At 71.4% G+C, this 17,242-nt stretch carries 13 protein-coding genes and 2 pseudogenes; 10 read left to right on the top strand and 5 right to left on the bottom strand.

The features are described from left to right. Positions 1-3: 3 nt before the first annotated feature. Both ACIQRL_RS16780 and ACIQRL_RS16775 read right to left on the bottom strand, forming a co-directional pair. Complete coding sequence (locus ACIQRL_RS16780; protein ID WP_401331960.1) at positions 4-2,592, bottom strand: nitrate- and nitrite sensing domain-containing protein; 2,589 nt, start codon at positions 2,590-2,592, stop codon at positions 4-6. A gap of 57 nt (positions 2,593-2,649) precedes the next feature. After that, on the bottom strand, positions 2,650-3,423 hold the full coding sequence (locus ACIQRL_RS16775; RefSeq protein WP_401331959.1) for an MHYT domain-containing protein: 774 nt from the start codon (positions 3,421-3,423) through the stop codon (positions 2,650-2,652). 152 nt (positions 3,424-3,575) lie between these two features. Here ACIQRL_RS16775 and ACIQRL_RS16770 point away from each other — a divergent pair, with 152 nt between their 5' ends. The 4 genes and pseudogenes from ACIQRL_RS16770 (at position 3,576) to ACIQRL_RS16755 (ending at position 5,918) form a co-directional block, all read left to right on the top strand. Next, a complete protein-coding gene (locus tag ACIQRL_RS16770) occupies positions 3,576-4,187 on the top strand; it encodes a class I SAM-dependent methyltransferase (RefSeq protein WP_401331958.1) in 612 nt (203 codons plus the stop codon). Between the two features lie 108 nt (positions 4,188-4,295). After that, positions 4,296-4,507 (top strand): annotated as a pseudogene (locus ACIQRL_RS16765) (PadR family transcriptional regulator); the annotation flags it as partial. A gap of 110 nt (positions 4,508-4,617) precedes the next feature. Next, entirely contained in the window at positions 4,618-4,935 is a 318-nt protein-coding gene (locus ACIQRL_RS16760; RefSeq protein ID WP_401331957.1) for a hypothetical protein, read from the top strand. Positions 4,936-5,069: 134 nt separating this feature from the next. After that, positions 5,070-5,918 carry a hypothetical protein gene (locus ACIQRL_RS16755; protein ID WP_401331956.1) on the top strand — a complete coding sequence of 283 codons (849 nt, stop codon included), beginning with the start codon at positions 5,070-5,072 and terminating at the stop codon, positions 5,916-5,918. Positions 5,919-6,038: 120 nt separating this feature from the next. On the opposite strand, the gene ACIQRL_RS16750 is transcribed toward ACIQRL_RS16755, so the two are convergent. Next, positions 6,039-6,221 carry a hypothetical protein gene (locus tag ACIQRL_RS16750; RefSeq protein WP_261703155.1) on the bottom strand — a complete coding sequence of 61 codons (183 nt, stop codon included), beginning with the start codon at positions 6,219-6,221 and terminating at the stop codon, positions 6,039-6,041. Positions 6,222-6,677: 456 nt separating this feature from the next. Between ACIQRL_RS16750 and ACIQRL_RS16745 the strand changes: the two are divergent. Then, positions 6,678-8,022: pseudogene (locus ACIQRL_RS16745) on the top strand (esterase-like activity of phytase family protein). 66 nt (positions 8,023-8,088) lie between these two features. Here the strand turns inward: ACIQRL_RS16745 and ACIQRL_RS16740 are convergent. Beyond that, entirely contained in the window at positions 8,089-8,646 is a 558-nt protein-coding gene (locus ACIQRL_RS16740; RefSeq protein ID WP_401331955.1) for a hypothetical protein, read from the bottom strand. Between the two features lie 557 nt (positions 8,647-9,203). Next, positions 9,204-10,370, bottom strand: a complete 1,167-nt coding sequence (gene xylA, locus ACIQRL_RS16735) for a xylose isomerase (RefSeq protein ID WP_401331954.1) — start codon at positions 10,368-10,370, stop codon at positions 9,204-9,206. A gap of 199 nt (positions 10,371-10,569) precedes the next feature. Here xylA and xylB point away from each other — a divergent pair, with 199 nt between their 5' ends. From xylB to ACIQRL_RS16710, 5 genes are all read left to right on the top strand, one after another. Continuing rightward, positions 10,570-12,015 (top strand): xylulokinase, encoded by a 1,446-nt coding sequence (xylB, locus tag ACIQRL_RS16730; protein ID WP_401331953.1) that lies wholly within the window; start codon positions 10,570-10,572, stop codon positions 12,013-12,015. A gap of 158 nt (positions 12,016-12,173) precedes the next feature. Beyond that, positions 12,174-13,382 (top strand): ROK family protein, encoded by a 1,209-nt coding sequence (locus ACIQRL_RS16725; RefSeq protein ID WP_401331952.1) that lies wholly within the window; start codon positions 12,174-12,176, stop codon positions 13,380-13,382. A gap of 424 nt (positions 13,383-13,806) precedes the next feature. Next, positions 13,807-15,291: an APC family permease gene (locus ACIQRL_RS16720; RefSeq protein WP_401331951.1), complete on the top strand. Its 1,485-nt coding sequence runs from the start codon at positions 13,807-13,809 to the stop codon at positions 15,289-15,291. After that, positions 15,288-16,301: an acetamidase/formamidase family protein gene (locus ACIQRL_RS16715; RefSeq protein ID WP_401331950.1), complete on the top strand. Its 1,014-nt coding sequence runs from the start codon at positions 15,288-15,290 to the stop codon at positions 16,299-16,301. Before ACIQRL_RS16720 ends, ACIQRL_RS16715 begins: the two co-directional genes overlap by 4 nt. 237 nt (positions 16,302-16,538) lie before the next feature. Then, entirely contained in the window at positions 16,539-17,138 is a 600-nt protein-coding gene (locus ACIQRL_RS16710) for an N-acetylmuramoyl-L-alanine amidase (RefSeq protein ID WP_401331949.1), read from the top strand. The last annotated feature ends 104 nt before the right edge of the window (positions 17,139-17,242 follow it).

Below are 17,242 nucleotides of genomic sequence, written 5' to 3'. Positions count from 1 at the left end.
CGGTCATTGAGATTCTCCTTCGCTGCTGTCGCTGCCCGCTTCGGGGCCGGGGGTGGCACCGATGCCGGGTGACCGGCCGCCGCCGCGTACCCAGCCGGCCCGGTACGCGGCCATACGTGCTCGTACCAGTTCGGGTGTGCGGTCGTCGTCCGCCGTGGATGCCGGGGACTCCGCCGGTTCGTCGGAACGCTGTCCACGCAGTTGGGGGGCGAGGTTCGCCTGTCGGACACGGCGTGGGAGTTCGTCGGCGCCCGCGGAGTCGTCAGGGGGACGGTGCAGACGGAGTGCCGTGACTCCCGAAGGCGCGGTCTCCCGGGCGCCGTGCGGCGGATGTGCGGTCTCTTTCTGACCGTTCTCCGGAGGCAAGGTCTCCCGTGAACCGTTCGCCGCGGCTTCGGAGGCCATCGGCCTCGGGGAGACCAGGGCGGGCCGCTCGGTGGTGGGCTGGACGGCGTCGTGTTCGGGAGCGGCCGACACACGCGCGTACTGCCTCTCCAACGGCCTGTCCGTGTCGGCCTTGCGGAGGGAACGTTCCGCCGGGCCGTCGTGCAGCAGCGCCGTGGGAAGGAGGACGACCGCCGTGGTGCCCCCGTAGGGCGAGGTCTGCAGGTGCACCCTGATGCCGTGCCGGGCCGAGAGCCTGCTGACGACGAAGAGGCCGAGACGGTCGCTGTCGAACAGGTCGAGCGCCTCGGACTGCTCGATACGCCGGTTGGCCTCGGCGATCCTCTCCTTGCCCATGCCCAGGCCCCGGTCCTCGACCTCGATCACGTAGCCGTTTCCGACCGGTTCGCCGGTGATCCGCACTCTGGTGTGCGGGGGCGAGAACTGGGCGGCGTTCTCGACGACTTCCGCCAGAAGATGGGTGAGGTCGGCGACCGCTCCCCCGACCACGGCCGCCTCGGGGAGTTGCCGTACCTCCACGCGCGCGTAGTCCTCGACTTCGGAAACCGCCGCCCGGACCACGTTCGTCAACGAGACGGGCCTTCGCCAGGCCCGTCCGGGCGCGGCTCCGGAAAGGATGATCAGGCTCTCAGCGTGGCGCCGCATCCGTGTGGTGAGGTGGTCGAGCCGGAACAGGTCGCTCAGCTCGTCCGGGTCCTCGGACCTGCGCTCCATGGCGTCCAGGAGATTCAGTTGGCGGTGCACGAGCACCTGGCTGCGCCGGGCGAGATTGACGAAGACCCCGGAGATGCCACCGGCCAGCTCGGCACGCTCGACCGCGGCGCGCAGGGCGGCCCGGTGCACGGTGTTCAGTGCCTGGGCGACCTGTCCGGTCTCGTCCTCCGAGGGCCGTCCCAGCGGGGCCTCGTCGTCCACGTCGACCGCCTCGCCCGCGCGCAGCCTGCGCATGGCCGCCGGGAGCTTTCGGCGGGCCACGTCCAGGGCGCTGTCGCGCAGGCCGACGAGCTCGACGACGAGGTCACGTCCGATGCGTACGGAGATGATCAGCGAGGCGACGACGGCGGCGAGGCCGAAGAGAACCGCGGCGCCGGCGGGGGTGAGCAGGGCGCGCCCGAGCGGGTCGGTCCCGTCCGCGGCACCGCGGCCCGCGTCGGCCTCGACCGAGCGCATCCCGTCGCTCACGCGCTCATGAGCGATGTTCCAGACGGCCTCCGGCGCGGCTTCGAGGGCCTTGGGGCCGGGGCGCGCGTCGAGCACCTTGTCCTCGACGGCGCGCACGTCGTCGTACGCGCTCCCCTCCACGAGGTCGTTCCAGGCAGTTCGTTCGGGCCCGCCGAGATCCGGCGCGGCGGCGTCCGTCAGGGTGCGGCGGGTGTCGACGGCCCCCGTGAACAGCCGTAGCCGCTCGCCGTCGAGGGTCCTGGCGATCCGGGCCCCGCCGAGTACGGCGTCCTCCTGGGCGAGCGCCTCCCCAGCCCGGGAGAATTCGAGAAGGACGCGCGCGTCGGAGCGCAGGCCCGCGCCGGAGATGCCGGTGAGCGCTCCGTCGACACCGAAGGCCGTCGAAATGGTCCTGGTGTACTCGCCGTACGCCTCGACCCATCCGGTACGGCGGTCCAGAACGGCGGTGCGCAGCGACCGCAGCCGCTCCGCCTCGGCGACGAAAGCGGTGAGCCGCCCGGCGGCTCCGGCAGGCAGGTCGGCGCCGTCGGCGACGGTGTTGTGGTCCCCCAGGCGCAGTTTCGCGACGGCGCGGTCGGTGAGCCGTGCGAGGTCCTTGAAGTCGCTCGGCGGCACGGTGGCGGGGTCGGTCGCGTAGCGGACCGCTTCCGCCCGTTCGGCCTGGAGCGCGGCGACCGCCGCGTCGACGGGGGCCCGGACCGTCGAGTCCACGCGTTGCTGCTGGCGCAGCCGCGCGACGTCCTGTGCCGTACTCACCGTGGCGTAGGCCCACAGCGCGAGCAGGGAGACGATCGGCACCATCAGCAGGCTGACGATCTTGGCCCGGACTGTGCGGGGCCGGATGTGCCACTGCACCGCGCGCGCGAGTGCTTCCGGCGAAGGCCCGGCGACGGGCTCGCCGAGGTCCGCGCCCTCGTCCGCCGGCGGGCCCGCGTGCGCGCGCCGACCACGCACCGGGGGCGGTGGCTGGGCGCCGGTTCTGGTGGTCCTACGGGGTGTACGCATGGCCTCCTCGATCGGAGAGGTTCAGGGCGTGCCGTCCGGGCCGCGCGGGACGGGCCGTCAGCGAGCGACGCCCTGGACCGGCCGCTGGGCCGACGCGGACGCCTCGGTTCGGCCGGACATCGGGGACAGCGCGACGAAGGCCGCCGTCAAGAAGAGGTAGGACCCGAGACCGACGGCGAGGGGGAAGATGAACTGCATCGCCGTGGCCCCGGGCAGCGCACTGCCGGATGGGGTCACGCGTACGGTCACCGCCATCATTCCGGTGTAGTGCATGCTGCTCACCGCGCCGCCCATGACGAGGGAGGCGACGGCAACCGCCACGGGGGACCTGATGGAGATCGCGGCCCACAGGGCAGCGGTCGCCGCGATCACGCCGATCACGACGGAGAGCCCCACGAGTGCCGGGTCGTAGCGCACCTGGCCGTGCAGCCGCAGCGCCGCCATTCCCAGGTAGTGCATGCTCGCGACACCGAACCCCGTGGTGAGCCCGCCGAGGACGAGTGCGCGGTGCCGGTCGCGGCCGTAGCCGACGGCGAAGAGACCCGCGCCGACGACGGCCATGGCGACCAGCAGGCTGAACACGGTCAGGGGTACGTTGTAGCGGATCTCCGTGCCGGTGACGCCGAAGCCGAGCATCGCCACGAAGTGCATCGTCCAGATACCGGTGCCGATCGCGGAGGCTGCGGCGAGGAGCCAGTTGCGGCGCGACCGGCCTGTGGCGTCGAGTGCGCGGACCGTACAGCGCAGCCCCAGGGCGGAGCCTGTGCAGGCCATCGCGTACGACAGTACGGGGGTCAGCCAGCCGAAGGCGGCGTGGTCCAGGTGTCCCATGACCCAGGGACGCTAGTGCGCGCTGGGGCGCACAACTGGGGCGCATTTCGAAAGCTGTTGCAAAGTGACGAAGAGGTGCGCCCGAGCGATCGCGTCGGGCTCGAACGTGTGCGCCGCGTTGTCCTTCGTGTCGGTGAGAGATCATGCGGCACATGAGCGACGACCACACACACGTCCAGGAGTTCTTCGGCTCGCGTGCCGCCGACTGGGACAGCCGGTTCCACGACGACGGGCCCGCCTACGAGGCCGCGGTGGCACGCATGGGGTTGCGCGCGGGTGACCGCGTGCTCGACGCGGGCTGCGGCACCGGGCGCGCCCTGACTCCCCTGCGAGCGGCCGTGGGCGGCGCCGGCGTGGTCGTCGGAGCCGATCTCACGTCGGCCATGCTGGAGGCCGCGGTTCGGGCCGGACGGGACCGCGAGGGACAGCTGCTGCTGGCCGATGTCACCGGGCTGCCACTGCTTACGGAGTCGCTGGACGCGGTGTTCGCGGCCGGACTCGTCGCGCATCTGCCGAACCCGGGCGAGAATCTGCGGGAGTTGGCCCGGGTGGTGCGGCCCGGCGGCACGCTGGCCCTCTTCCACCCGATCGGCCGAGCGGCGCTCGCCGCCCGCCAGGGCCGGCAGATCACTCCGGACGACCTGCGTGCCGAGGCCAACCTGGGTCCACTGCTGGCCGGTTCGGGCTGGGCCATGACCTCGTACGTGGACGAGGACTCCCGCTTCCTCGCGCTGGCGGTGCGCCGGGGACGGCCGCAGGCCTGATCCGGTGATCGGCCGTCAGGCGGTACCGGCGACGGCTGCGGCGAACGCGTCGGGGTTGTCCAACATGATGTTGTGTCCGGCACCGGGCACGGTCGGACGTCTGCGGGACCCGAGGCGCAGGCCGCCGCGCTACGGCACAGGCCGGCCTTCCTGGAGGAACCCGCGAGCTTCTTCTGCGACGGTGACCGGCCGCTCCGGGCCGAGGAGCTGGACGATCCCTTCCGGCGCGGCACCCTCACCATCGCTCGGGCCACCATCCAGGCCCAACCGACCCTGGCTTTCGGACCACGCTCGACTCCCTCGACGCGGCCGGCCGCTGAGGCGGCGCAGAGCTTCACCGCGCCGTCCCTCTTCTGTCGCCGCGACTCCATCTCTACGTTGAGTAGCAGCAACCGCACGATCAGCGATCGAACAGGGGGATGGTGACCTGATGTCCGGCATATTCGGCAGGCTCCGCACGCTGGGGCGCGGAAAGACGGCCGAACGGCCCGAGGGGCGCCCGCGGAAGACGACACCGAAAGAGAGAAAGCGCACATACAACCTTTTCGAGGCTGCCGCTGTGTACGTGTCCGCGCGTGCGGAGGGCAACCAGGAGCAGATCGACGAGGCGGCCACCTGGGTGTCGCCGGAGGCACTGTCCTTCGGGGTGAACGAGCTTGCCTGCCGGGCTGTTGTCGCCCTCGCCCGCGAACGCGACGAGTCGCCCCAAGCGGTCGCCCGTACACTGCTCGGACTGCCGGTGGCCTGACCTGGGCGGGCCCGGGAGGGCGTTTCGCCCCTGTCCAGCCGGATAGCTGCAGCTCCGCATGCGTTTCGGACCCGTGACAAGCGCCTTCCGGTCGCTTAGGGTGCGCCGACAGATGGAGCGATCGGGAGGCTGGAATGGCCGGGACGGACGAAGACGCCGTCGCCACCGGGGACGACGACGCGCTGTATGTGCTGACGGCGGTGCTGCTGACACCGGCGAAGTTCCCCAGCGTTCTCGGCGACGACTACCCGGAGGCCTGCGCGACGCTCGACCTCGCACCCCTCGCGGAGGGGTACGGACTGGTGCTGGGCCAGGACGGTGAGGGCGCGCGTTGGACCGTCGTCATCGACGACGTCTCCCTGGTCGCCGTCGCCATCGCGTCCTGGGACTGCGGGATGGAACACGAGCTGTCGCCGGACGAGCGGACGGTTGTCGCCGCACTGCCCGGCTGGCCTCTCGAGGTAGCCGTGTCGGCCCCCGGGGTGCCGGCTCCGCACGATCCCTCGACCGAGCTCACGGACCGGCCCCCGCTCAGCCCGCCGGACACCACGACCTGGGGACCGGCCCAGCGACGCCTCGGAGCGGACGAGATCGCGCTCCAGTGGGCGACGTGGCGCGACCAGATCGACGACGACGAGTTCGCCCCCTCGGACGGTGCCGGGCAGGCTTCGGACGACACCGAGGACTCTCCGGACGAGGACGGCGAGACCGGGAACCGCGTCGGCGTCCGCCGTGTTCTCGCCGAGGCGCGCTCGTACGTGGACACACCGCCCCCGTTGGGCCGTGTCCGCTCGTCCTTCGCCACCGGCGACGCTCGCACCCTGCGCGCCGACGGCCCCGGCTGGTCTCTCGTCGCCAGGACCGATGACATCGCGTTCGTCCTGCTCGACGAGGAACCCGGCGAGGTCCTGCCCGTAGGCCGCGGACCGGAACTGCCCGGGCTCCTGGAGGCCCTGGACAAGATGGCGGTCCGCCCCAGCTGAGTGACCGCGTCACGCGGAGTTCCGGGTGACGCGGCCCTTGATCAGCCCCCTGTGCCGGACCCTCCGGCCCTCACCGGTCGCGGCGAGCGGAGGGACGGCCGACGGACGGGCGGTCGCTCCTCAGCGGCCGAGCTCCTTGCGGGTGGCACGGCGCAGCCTGCGCCGCTGCGAGGGGTCCAGCGCCAGATACGCGGCCGCCGGAACTCCCAGCACGATCAGGAAGGCGGCCCACCAGGGCAGCCAGATCAACAGAATCAGGCCGACCGCCACACCTCCTGCGGCGATCTTCGCGTTCTTCGACATGTGTCGCCTCCTCCGCGGCTGCTGCCGCTCTCTGTCCTGAGAACGGGTCTCCGCGTCCCACGGTTCCGGACGGCGACCCTGATACGTCCCTGACGCGTGCCCCCTACTCGACCCTGAGCCGCTCCCCGGCCTCACGCGCAGGGCCCGGGTCCTGCCGTCAGGACTCGACGAGCCCGGTCTCCGCACAGGAACTACCCAACTCCGGAGAGTGCACGCGCACCAGGGGGTAGTCAGCCGTGGGCGCCGACGGGTGGGGGCAGCGGCGGGCTTCCGGGTGGAGCGGGTCCGCTCGAAACCCGTACGAGACACGCTGTGAGGACCCGTCAACTTCCCTCCGCGCAACCGAAGGAGACCCGATGATTGCTTGACGCGCTGTGTTCACCCTCAGGTCGTGATTCGTTCGGTGCCAGGGCCAACTCTGGCCGCTGGCAAAGAACTTGTGACTATGGAGGCCTGATGTCCCCGCATGCCGTCGGTCGGCGCCACATCCACCGATCCGTCGCCCTGGGCGTGCCGCTCGCCGTGCTGGCCGCCTTCGTGGTGGGCGGCAGCGCGAGCGCGACGTCCGGACCCGCGCAGTCACAGGTGACGCACACCGCGACACTCGGCGACCTCCCCCCTGGGCGCGTTCAGCAACGCACTGCTGCCCGGCACGGTGGACAACGACCGCGGTGTCGACCTCGGCGGCATCGGCAGCGACATCTACCCGGCCGGCCGCAGGGGCGAGTTCTGGACGGTCACCGACCGGGGGCCCAACGGCCAGATCAAGGTGGACGGCAAGAAGCGCCGGACGTTCCCGGTACCGGGCTTCGACCCTGCCATCGTGAAGATCCGGGTGTGCGGTGACAGCGTGAAGGTGATCGATTCGATCCCGATCACCACCTCCTCGGGGAAGCCGGTCACCGGCCTGTCCAACCAGGCGGGACGCGACGAGGCGCCGTACTCCTACGACGCCCAGACCCCGCTCGCGTACAACCCGAGCGGCCTGGACACCGAGGGCATCGTGCGGGCGAAGGACGGTTCCTTCTGGCTCGTCGACGAATACAGCCCGAGCCTGGTCCATGTCTCCGCGCGCGGGAAGGTGCTCACGCGCTATGTGCCCAAGGGTCTCAACCTGACCGGCACGGACTACCCGGTCGTCGAGGCGCTGCCCGCCGTCCTGCTCCACCGCAAGATCAACCGCGGCCTCGAAGGCCTCGCCGAACTCCCCGACGGTGACCTGGTGATGGCCCTCCAGAGCCCGCTCTCACTTCCGGACGGAAACGCGGGAGACGCCTCGCGCAACACGCGGCTGCTGCGCTTCTCGCCCAAGAAGCGCGCCGTGACCGCCGAGTACGCGTACCGCTTCGACCCGGTGAACGTGGTCGACCCGAGCCAGAACGACACGTCCGAGCTGAAGATCTCCTCCGTGGTGGCTGTCGGCGGCGACCGGCTGCTCGTCGAGGAGCGCACCGACAAGGCGGCCCGTCTGCAGTCGGTACGGCTCACGCGCGAGGCGAACATCCTCGGCGGCCCCTGGGACAGCGACACCACGTCGCCTTCCCTGGAGCAGCTGGACGACCCGGCGGCGGCCGGCGTTCCAGTGCTGGACAAGCGTCTGGTCGTCGACCTGGGCACCGTCGCGGGGGTGCCCGGCAAGATCGAGGGTGTCGCACGCGTTGACCACGGCACTCTCGCCCTCATCAACGACAACGACTTCGGGATGACCGACGGATCGGGCGCCTTCGACGCGCAGGGCCGCCTGGTGGACAGCGGTATCGAGACGACCGTCACCTGCGTGCGGCTGCCGCGCGGGATCTGATCCCGGAGCCGCATGAGCCCGGCACGCGTGTGTGGACGATGGACAGCGGCCACACACGCGTGCCGCTCACTTCAGCGGCCTGGTGAGCTTGTGGGTGCCCTTGCCGACGCCCGCGGACAAGCTGCACGCGACCTTGTCGATCCCCGTCCTGTAGCCGACGGTGTCCGGGTACTGCACGACGGTGTCGCGCACGGTACCGGCGGCCTGGTCGGCCGCCTTTCGCTCCAGAGCGGCCTTGCACAGCGCGGACGCGGCCTTCTTGAGTGCCGTGTCGGTCGTGTAGGTGCCGTTGATTTCCGAGACCTTCACGACTTCGGCGTCGTGCGGTTGTGTACACCGCCGCTTGGCGGCCTGTCCGGGCAGGCTGTCGTCCGCGTCGAAACAATCGCCCTTCCGGAGCATGTAGTACGGCACCTCGTCGTCCGCGAGTGACGGGAACAGCGATTGAAGGCCGGTGGGCACCAGCCCGGTGGGCAGGTCCGAGGGCAGCGACGGCACGACACTGGGCAGGTCCGAGGGCAGTGACGGCAGTTCGGAGGGGATGCTCAGCGAGGGACTGGGCGACCGTCCGCCGCTGTCCGTAGGGGACTTCTTGTCCTTCGCGCCGCCACCTGTGGCCGCCACGGCCACGGCGACAATGACGCCGAGACCGACGATCGCGGCGATGACAAGGAGCAGGGTGTTACGGCGCCGCCCTCCGCGGTGACCGCCGGGCCCGTCCGGCGGTCCGGGTGGAGCAGGAGGCGGCGGCGACCATCCCCCGCCGCTCTGCCCGGGAGGCCAATCGCCCCCTTGTGACGCCGATCCGTGATCTCCGGGAGGGCCGTTACCCCCCGGAGGGGGACCATAGCCACCTGGAGGCGGACCGTAGCCGCCAGAAGAGGGCGGGCCGTAACCGCCGGAGGACGGAGGACCGTAACCGCCGGAGCGCGGGCCCTGGACATCACCCCCAGGAGGGCGTGTATCTCCCTGCGACTGTGGAGGCTGAGGCGGTTCGGGCGGCATGGCCATACCGCCAAGAGTCGCCTCGAATCCGGTCATCGCGCGACCCTTGTGCGGAAGTTGATACGGACTCATGCCATGGATCGCATGATTCCGGGAAATTCCACGCGCGGATCAGCCGTCGCGCAGGGCGGGCCGGACCCGCCTGAAGGCGGGTCCGTGCCCTTGGGAGCCCCCGATCAGCCCCGCGCGCCCAGGAGATGGTCCATCGCCAGCTGGTCCAGCTGCTCGAAGGCCATCCCGCGCGCGGCCGCGGCGTCGACGTCGAAGTCCTCGAAGGCTGCACGGTCGGCGAGCAGCGCCGCCAGACCGTCCGCCGCGGTGGGCTGGGCCAGTTCGTCCAGACGCGAGGCGCGCAGAGCGGCCTGGACCTCGGGATCGGCCCGGAACGCCGCCGCGCGCTCGCGCAGGATCAGATAGTTGCGCATGCAGCCCTCCGCCGACGCCCAGACGCCGTCGAAGTCCTCGGTCCGCGGCGGCTTGAAGTCGAAGTGCTTCGGGCCCGCGTAACCGGCGCTCTCCAGGAGGTCGACCAGCCAGAAGGCGGCCCGCAGATCGCCGGCTCCGAACCGCAGGTCCTGGTCGTACTTGATGCCGGACTGGCCGTTGAGGTCGATGTGGAAGAGCTTGCCCGCCCACAGGGCCTGCGCGATGCCGTGCGGGAAGTTCAGCCCGGCCATCTGCTCGTGACCGACCTCCGGGTTGACGCCGTACATCTCCGGGCGCTCCAGGCGCTCGATGAACGCGAGGGCGTGGCCGACGGTGGGGAGCAGGATGTCGCCGCGGGGCTCGTTCGGCTTGGGCTCGATCGCGAACTTCAGGTCGTAACCCTGGGAGATCACGTACTCACCGAGGAGGTCGAAGGCCTCCTTCATGCGGTCGAGGGCGACGCGTACGTCCTTGGCCGCGCCGGACTCCGCTCCCTCACGGCCGCCCCAGGCGACATACGTCTCGGCGCCGAGTTCGACCGCCAGGTCGACGTTGCGGATCGTCTTGCGCAGTGCGTAGCGGCGCACGTCGCGGTCGTTCGAGGTGAACGCGCCGTCCTTGAAGACGGGGTGCGTGAACAGGTTGGTGGTGGCCATCGGCACCTTGAGGCCCGTGGCGTCCAGGGTCTGCCTGAAGCGCTTGATGTGCGCCTCGCGCTCGCTGTCCGAGGATCCGAAGGGAATCAGGTCGTCGTCGTGGAAGGTCACTCCGTAGGCACCGAGCTCGGCCAGGCGCTGCACCGTCTCGACCGGGTCGAGGGCGCGCCGCGTGGCGTCGCCGAACGGGTCCCTTCCCTGCCAGCCGACGGTCCACAGACCGAAGGTGAACCTGTCGTCGGGGGTGGGCTGGTAGTTCATGTCGCGGCTCCTTGCTAGCTCCGACTATTTCGTCATGGCAGTTTACAAATTAGTATGCGGACGCGACTCTGGGAAGAGACGAAGTAGGAAACCCTGGTCACATGGGTCCAGGGACGAAGCGCGGGACCCGGGCCGTGGCGGTCCGGAGAGCCCCGTGACCAGCACAGATTCCGCAGAGCCGCGGAAGAGGGAGAGCCCGATGTCAGCAGCCGAGGGTCCGCTCGTCGTCGGGGTGGACACGTCCACCCAGTCCACCAAGGCCTTGGTCGTCGACGCGTCGACCGGACTGGTGGTGGCCAGCGGACAGGCGCCGCACACCGTCTCGACGGGGGCGGGCCGGGAGAGCGACCCCCGCCAGTGGTGGGACGCGCTGTGCGAAGCGCTGCGCCAGTGCGGCGACGCCGCGCACGAAGCCGCGGCGGTGTCGATCGGCGGGCAGCAGCACGGGCTCGTGACGCTCGACGCCCGGGGCGAACCCGTACGGCCCGCCCTGCTGTGGAACGACGTGCGCTCGGCGCCGCAGGCACGTCGCCTGGTCGAGGAGCTCGGCGGCCCGAAATCCTGGGCGGAACGGACCGGCAGCGTGCCGGGGGCGTCCTTCACGGCCACGAAGTGGGCCTGGCTGGCCGAGCACGAGCCGGACGCCGTCCGGGCGACGGCGGCGGTCCGGCTGCCCCACGACTACCTCACCGAACGGCTCACCGGGCAGGGCACCACGGACCGCGGCGATGCCTCCGGCACCGGCTGGTGGGCCTCCGGGACTGAGGCGTACGACGAGGAGGTCCTCGCGCACATCGGTCTCGACCCCGCTCTGCTCCCCCGCGTCGCCCGGCCGGGCGAGGTGGCCGGAACGGTGCACGCGAGGGGTGAGTTGCCGTTCTCCAGGGGCACCCTGGTGGCGGCCGGTACCGGGGACAACGCGGCGGCAGCACTCGGCCTCGGGCTGCGCCCCGGCACCCCGGTGCTGAGCCTCGGCACCTCGGGCACGGTGTACGCCGTCTCGACACACCGCCCGGCCGACCCGACCGGCACGGTGGCCGGGTTCGCGGACGCGCGCGGCGACTGGCTCCCGCTGGCCTGCACGCTGAACTGCACGCTGGCCGTCGACCGGATCGCCGCGCTGCTCGGCCTCGACCGTGAGGCCGTCGAGCCCGGCTCCTCGGTGACGCTGCTGCCCTATCTGGACGGCGAGCGCACACCGAACCTGCCGCACTCAGCGGGACTGCTGCAGGGACTCCGGCACGACACGACGGGCGGGCAACTGCTCCAGGCCGCGTACGACGGCGCCGTGCACTCGCTGCTGGGCGCCCTCGACCTGGTTCTGGACGCGGACGCCGATCGCTCGGCGCCGTTGCTGCTGATCGGCGGCGGGGCGCGGGGCAAGGCCTGGCAGCAGACCGTACGCCGGCTCTCGGGCCGGCCCGTTCAGGTGCCCGAGGCCAGGGAACTGGTCGCGCTCGGCGCCGCCGCCCAGGCGGCGGGCCTGCTGACGGGCGAGGACCCGGCGGCGGTCGCCCGCCGCTGGGGCACCGCCCGCGGGCCGGTGCTCGACGCCGTGGAGCGGGACGAGGAGACGCTCGCGAGGATCACCGGGGTACTCTCCGACGCGGCCCCGCTGCTCGAACGGGAGCCGAACAGGAGCTGACCAGGACCGACCTGACCGGACCGCCTCCCCCGCACGGCGTCCCGCGCGGGCGGTGCCGACGGGGCCGCACGGTTGGCCCCGCACGATGCGGGACCGCCTGGCGCGGACTGGCACCGAGAGAGGCCGACGGAACCGGCCGGACGAGGATTGACGCAGGCATGACCGCACCGCTGCACGAGTCCCACCCGACCGGTTCCGGCCGGCGACTGCCCGACACCCAGCAGGGCATGCGCCGCCGCAACCTCTCCCGGGTCATGCACACGGTCAGCGATGAGGGACCGCTGTCGCGTGCCGCCGTCGCCTCCCACATAGGCCTGACCCGGGCGGCCGTGTCCACCCTGGTCGACGAGTTGATCCGGGCGGGGCTCCTCGAAGAGCTCGGGCCCGAGCGGCCGGGCACGGTGGGGCGGCCCGGCTCCGCCCTCGCCGTCAGCGGACACGGCCCCGCCGGGATCGGCGCGGAGGTGGGCGTCGACCATCTCGCGGTGTGCGCGGTCGATCTCCGCGGTGCCGTGCGAGTCCGCGCCGTACGCCACGGCACGAACCGCGGCCGGGCTGCCGGGCCGGTGATCCGGGAGCTGACGGCGCTGGTGCGTCAGGTGGTCGCCGAGGCCGACCGGGAGGGACTGTGGCCCGCGGGCCTCGCCGTCGCCGTCCCGGGCCTCGTGGCACGCGACGCCCGGACCGTGGTCCGGGCCCCGAACCTCGAGTGGCACGACACGGACCTCGGTGAGCTGCTGCCCTCCGAGCTGCCGCTGACCGTGGACAACGAAGCGAACTTCGGCGGTCTCGCGGAGCTCTGGCTCGGTGACGCGACCCCACGAGACTTCCTGCACGTGTCCGCGGAGATCGGCATCGGTGCCGCGGTGCTCGTGGACGGGCGACTGCTGCGCGGGACCCGCGGTTTCGCGGGCGAGCTGGGGCATGTGCCGGTGCGTCCGGAAGGACCGGAATGCCCGTGCGGCGGACGCGGATGCCTCGAACAGTACGCGGGCGAGGAGGCGGTTCTGCGTGCCGCCGGACTGGAACCGGGCGACGACCGGGTCGGGCTGCTGTCCCGGCGCGCCGCCGAAGGCGATCCGGACGTACGACGTGCCCTGCGCGACGCCGGAACCGCGCTCGGCATCGCCCTGACCGGGGCGGTCAATCTGCTGGACCCGGAGACGGTCGTGCTGGGCGGGGCCCTCGCCGGTCTCGCACCCTGGCTGCTGCCTTCGCTGGAGGGCGAGTTGGCGCGCCGCACGGCGGGTCCCGCCTGCCCCGTGTCCGTCTCCCGGCTGGGATCCGAGGGGCCGCTGCTGGGTGCGGCGCATTCGGTGGTGCGGGGGGTGCTGGACGACCCGGCGGCGGTGGCCGGACGGTCGTAGGCGGAACGGTCCTGGACGCGGTCCGGGCTGTTGAGCGGGGCGAAGCGCTGCTGCCCGGCACCGGCGCCGCCGCGGCCGTCGCTGATGCGGTAGGTGCCCGGTGCCGGACGGTCACGGGCGGAGCCGGACCGGATGCCGGAGCCGAACAGAGGGGGACGTCTCGGCGGAACAGGACCGGACGTCGAGGGCGGGACAGGGGCGGGGCCAGGGGCTCGTGGCCGCTGCTTCGACGTCAGGCGCCGAGGCTCCCGCAGCGCAGGCAGGTCGTTCCCTCTTGCGGGTGATCGTCTTGTCCACAATCCGCGGGCTGTCCACGGAATCGCGCCTCGCTCTTCCTGCCCAACAGGCAAGCGCCGTACCGTAATTCACGCGAGGCGCAGCCGTCCTGCCGATGGCTGTATGCCGGTCGAATCGGGGGGTTCAGATGTCGGAGGGGGCGGTTCCGGGGCTGCGGCGTGAGGCGATCGGCCTGCGCGAGGTCCTGTTCCAGAGCATCACGGCCATGGCGCCGGCCGCGGCGGTCGCCGCGTCGATTCCGTCCGGTGCGGCGTTCGCGGGCGGCAGTCTGCCGCTGTCCGTACTGATCGCCCTGGTGGCCTGTCTGTTCACCGCGTCGTGCGTGGCGGAGCTGGCACGGGAAATGCCCGCCGCTGGCTCGGTGGCCACCTACACCGCGCAGGGGCTGCATCCGTCCGTCGGATTCCTCGTGGGCTGGGGCTATGTGTTCGTCGAAGCCCTGGTGCCGCCGCTGCTCCTTCTTCAGCTCGGGTTCACCACGGCGGGCACACTGCACCAGGAATGGTCCTCGTATCCGGACGACCTCTGGTGGCCGTGGTCGCTCGCGGGCGCGGCGGTCATCGCGGTGGCGGGCTATCTGGGAGTGCGTGCCTCGGCGCGCTTCGGTACCGTCCTCGGCGTCTTCGAGGTGCTGGTCTTCCTCGTCTTCGCGGTATGGCTGATCGCCAAGGCCGGCGGGAACAACACGCTGTCGGTGTTCGGGACCTCCCACACCGCGGCGGGGTACGAGGGGATCAGTGGTGTGTTCGCCGGGTCGGTGTACACCGTGCTCGCCTTCGCCGGGTTCGAGGCGGCGGCCCCGCTCGCGGAGGAGACCAAGGACCCACGGCGCACGATGCACCGGGCCGTCCTCGGAGCGGCGCTCGCGATCGGTCTCGTCTACGTCCTGACGACGTACGCCATGTCTGTGTACTTCGGTCCCGACCGGTTCGCGGGGTTCGGGGCCTCCGGCGCCGCCTCGTGGGAAGGCGTGGCACGCGCTTCGTTCGGGCTGTTCTGGGTGCTCGTGTTCCTGGCGGTGGTCAATTCGACGATCGCCAACGCCAACGCGTGCGCCACCGTCTCCACGCGAACGGCCTTCGCCCTGGCTCGGATTCGGATCTTCCCCGCCCTCTTCGCCCGCGTGCACCCGAGACACCGGTCCCCCGCTGCCGGGGTGGCCGTACAGTGCGCCGTGGCGGTGGCGGCCATGCTGGGACTCGGTCTCGCGTACGACCCCGTGACCGCGTTCCTGCTCCTCGCGACAGTCATCGTCACCGTGGTGGTCGGCGTCTACATCGTGGTCAATCTCGCCTGCGCGGGCTACTTCCTCCGCCGCAGACGCGAGTTGTTCAAGCCTGTGCGGCATCTGGTGTTCCCGCTGCTCGGCATCATCGCCTTCGTCCCCGCGCTGCTCACGGCGGCGGGTCTGCCGGTCTTCGATTTCGTGACCGAGCTGACCGCGCCCGTGTCGTACGCCGGGCCGGTCGTGGGTGTCTGGATGTCGGCCGGTGTCGTGATATTGATCTTCCTGCTGCGCCGCCACCCGGGGCGCATAGCCGAGACCGCCCGTGTCCACCTCGACGAGACCTCCACCCCCGCCCCCTCGCAGAGCGGAGCCGTGCAGCCATGAGCGACCCCCGGATCCTGACCGTGCGCCCCGCGCCGGGCGAGTTCGCCTGGACGTTCGGCGGTGCACCGCCCGTGGCACGCATCGCGCCGGGCACGGTGCTCGACCTCTACACCGAGGACTGCTTCGCCGGACGGGTGCGCTCCGAGAAGGACCTGGTGTCCGAGGTGTGCGAGTTCCCGTTCCTCAATCCGCAGACCGGTCCCTTCCACGTCGAGGGAGCGGAGCCGGGTGACACGGTCGCGGTCCACTTCGTCTCGATCGAGCCGGCCCGTGACTGGGCGGCATCCACGACGGTCCCGCTCTTCGGCGCCCTGACCTCGACGCACACCACCGCGTCCCTGCAGCCGCCGCTGCCGGAGACCGTGTGGATCTGGCAGCTCGACCGGGAGCGGCGGACCGCGCTCTTCAGCGCGCGGGACAGCGACATCCGGATCGAACTGCCGATGGATCCGATGCACGGCACCGTCGGCGTGGCGCCCGCCAATCTGGAGGTGCGCTCCGCTCTGGTCCCCGACGCGCACGGCGGGAACATGGACACGCCGGAGATGCGAGCCGGGGTGACCTGCTACCTCGGGGTGAACGTCGAAGGGGCTCTGCTCAGTCTCGGCGACGGGCACGCGCGGCAGGGTGAGGGCGAGACCTGCGGAGTCGCCGTCGAGTGCGCGATGAACACGGTGGTGATCGTGGAACTCCTCAAGGGAATCGCGACCCCGTGGCCTCGCATCGAGTCCGACACCCACATCATCTCGACCGGCTCGGCACGCCCTCTGGAGGACGCGTTCCGTATATCCCAGCTCGACCTCGTGCAGTGGCTCGTGCGCGACTACGGGTTCAGCGAGCTGGACGCCTACCAGTTCGCGACGCAGACGGTCGAGTCCCCCATCGCCAACGTCTGCGACACCAACTACACGTGTGTCGCCAAGCTGCGTAAGGACTGGCTGCCCGCGCGTGAGACGCATCGCGGCCTGCACGCCCGACTGCGCGAGACCGCCGCGTCGCTCCGGCACTGATCGCACGGCCCGCTCACGACACGCCTCGGACCGACGCCGCTCCCGAACCCCACTCCAGGTTCCCGACTCCCGACCGCGGGATCCCGACTCCGGACCCCGCCCACAACTCCCGGCTCCGGATCCCAAATCCCCGGGTCCGGGGTCCGGGACTCCTGGGCCCGAGTCGGGTTCAGGGGCCCGGGGTCCAGGGCGGCCCAGGTCAAGACCCCACCCCCACCGACGAAAGGCCAACTCTCCATGGAGCGAGCACGGTCGTTCCCGAGCCGGCGGATGCTGCTCAAGGGCGCAGCCCTCGCGGCCCTCCCCTACGCGTTGCTACCCGATGCCAAAGCGACGGCGCAAGCGGCGGTCGTCGACTATCCGGGTGCCGAGTGGACACCGGCGACGAGCTCCAACTACACGGCGTCCGACCGCCCCGACAGCTACGAACTCGACTATGTGATCATCCACGTCACCCAGGCGACGTACACCAACACCCTGTCCATCTTCCAGAATCCGCAGAAGCAGGTGTCCGCCCACTACGTCGTGCGCTCGGCCGACGGCCATGTCGCCCAGTGTGTGAGGGAGCACGACGTCGCCTGGCACGCGGGGAACTGGGACTACAACACGAGAAGCATCGGCATCGAGCACGAGGGCTGGGTGGACCAACCCGCCTACTTCACCAACGCCCTCTACGAGGAGTCGGCCAAGCTCACCGCCACGATCTGCGACGACTACGGGATCCCCAAGGACCGCGCCCACATCCTCGGTCACTACGAGGTGCCGGGCACCGATCACACCGATCCCGGGCTGAACTGGGACTGGACGCGCTACATCAGGCTCGTCAACTTCGCCTGACCAGGGGTGCCTCGCGGTGGCCCGGGGGGCACGCCGCGAGGCCCCGAACGGAAGGGGAGCGTCACACGGGTTGTCGAGGCCCGCACCGGGAGTGACGATGGACC

The sequence above is a fragment of the Streptomyces sp. NPDC091209 genome (genome assembly GCF_044757755.1).
In the GTDB taxonomy this organism is placed as follows: Bacteria; Actinomycetota; Actinomycetes; order Streptomycetales; family Streptomycetaceae; genus Streptomyces.
Note: the sequence above shows the minus strand (reverse complement) of the source record. Positions and strands in the feature narration are given on the sequence as shown.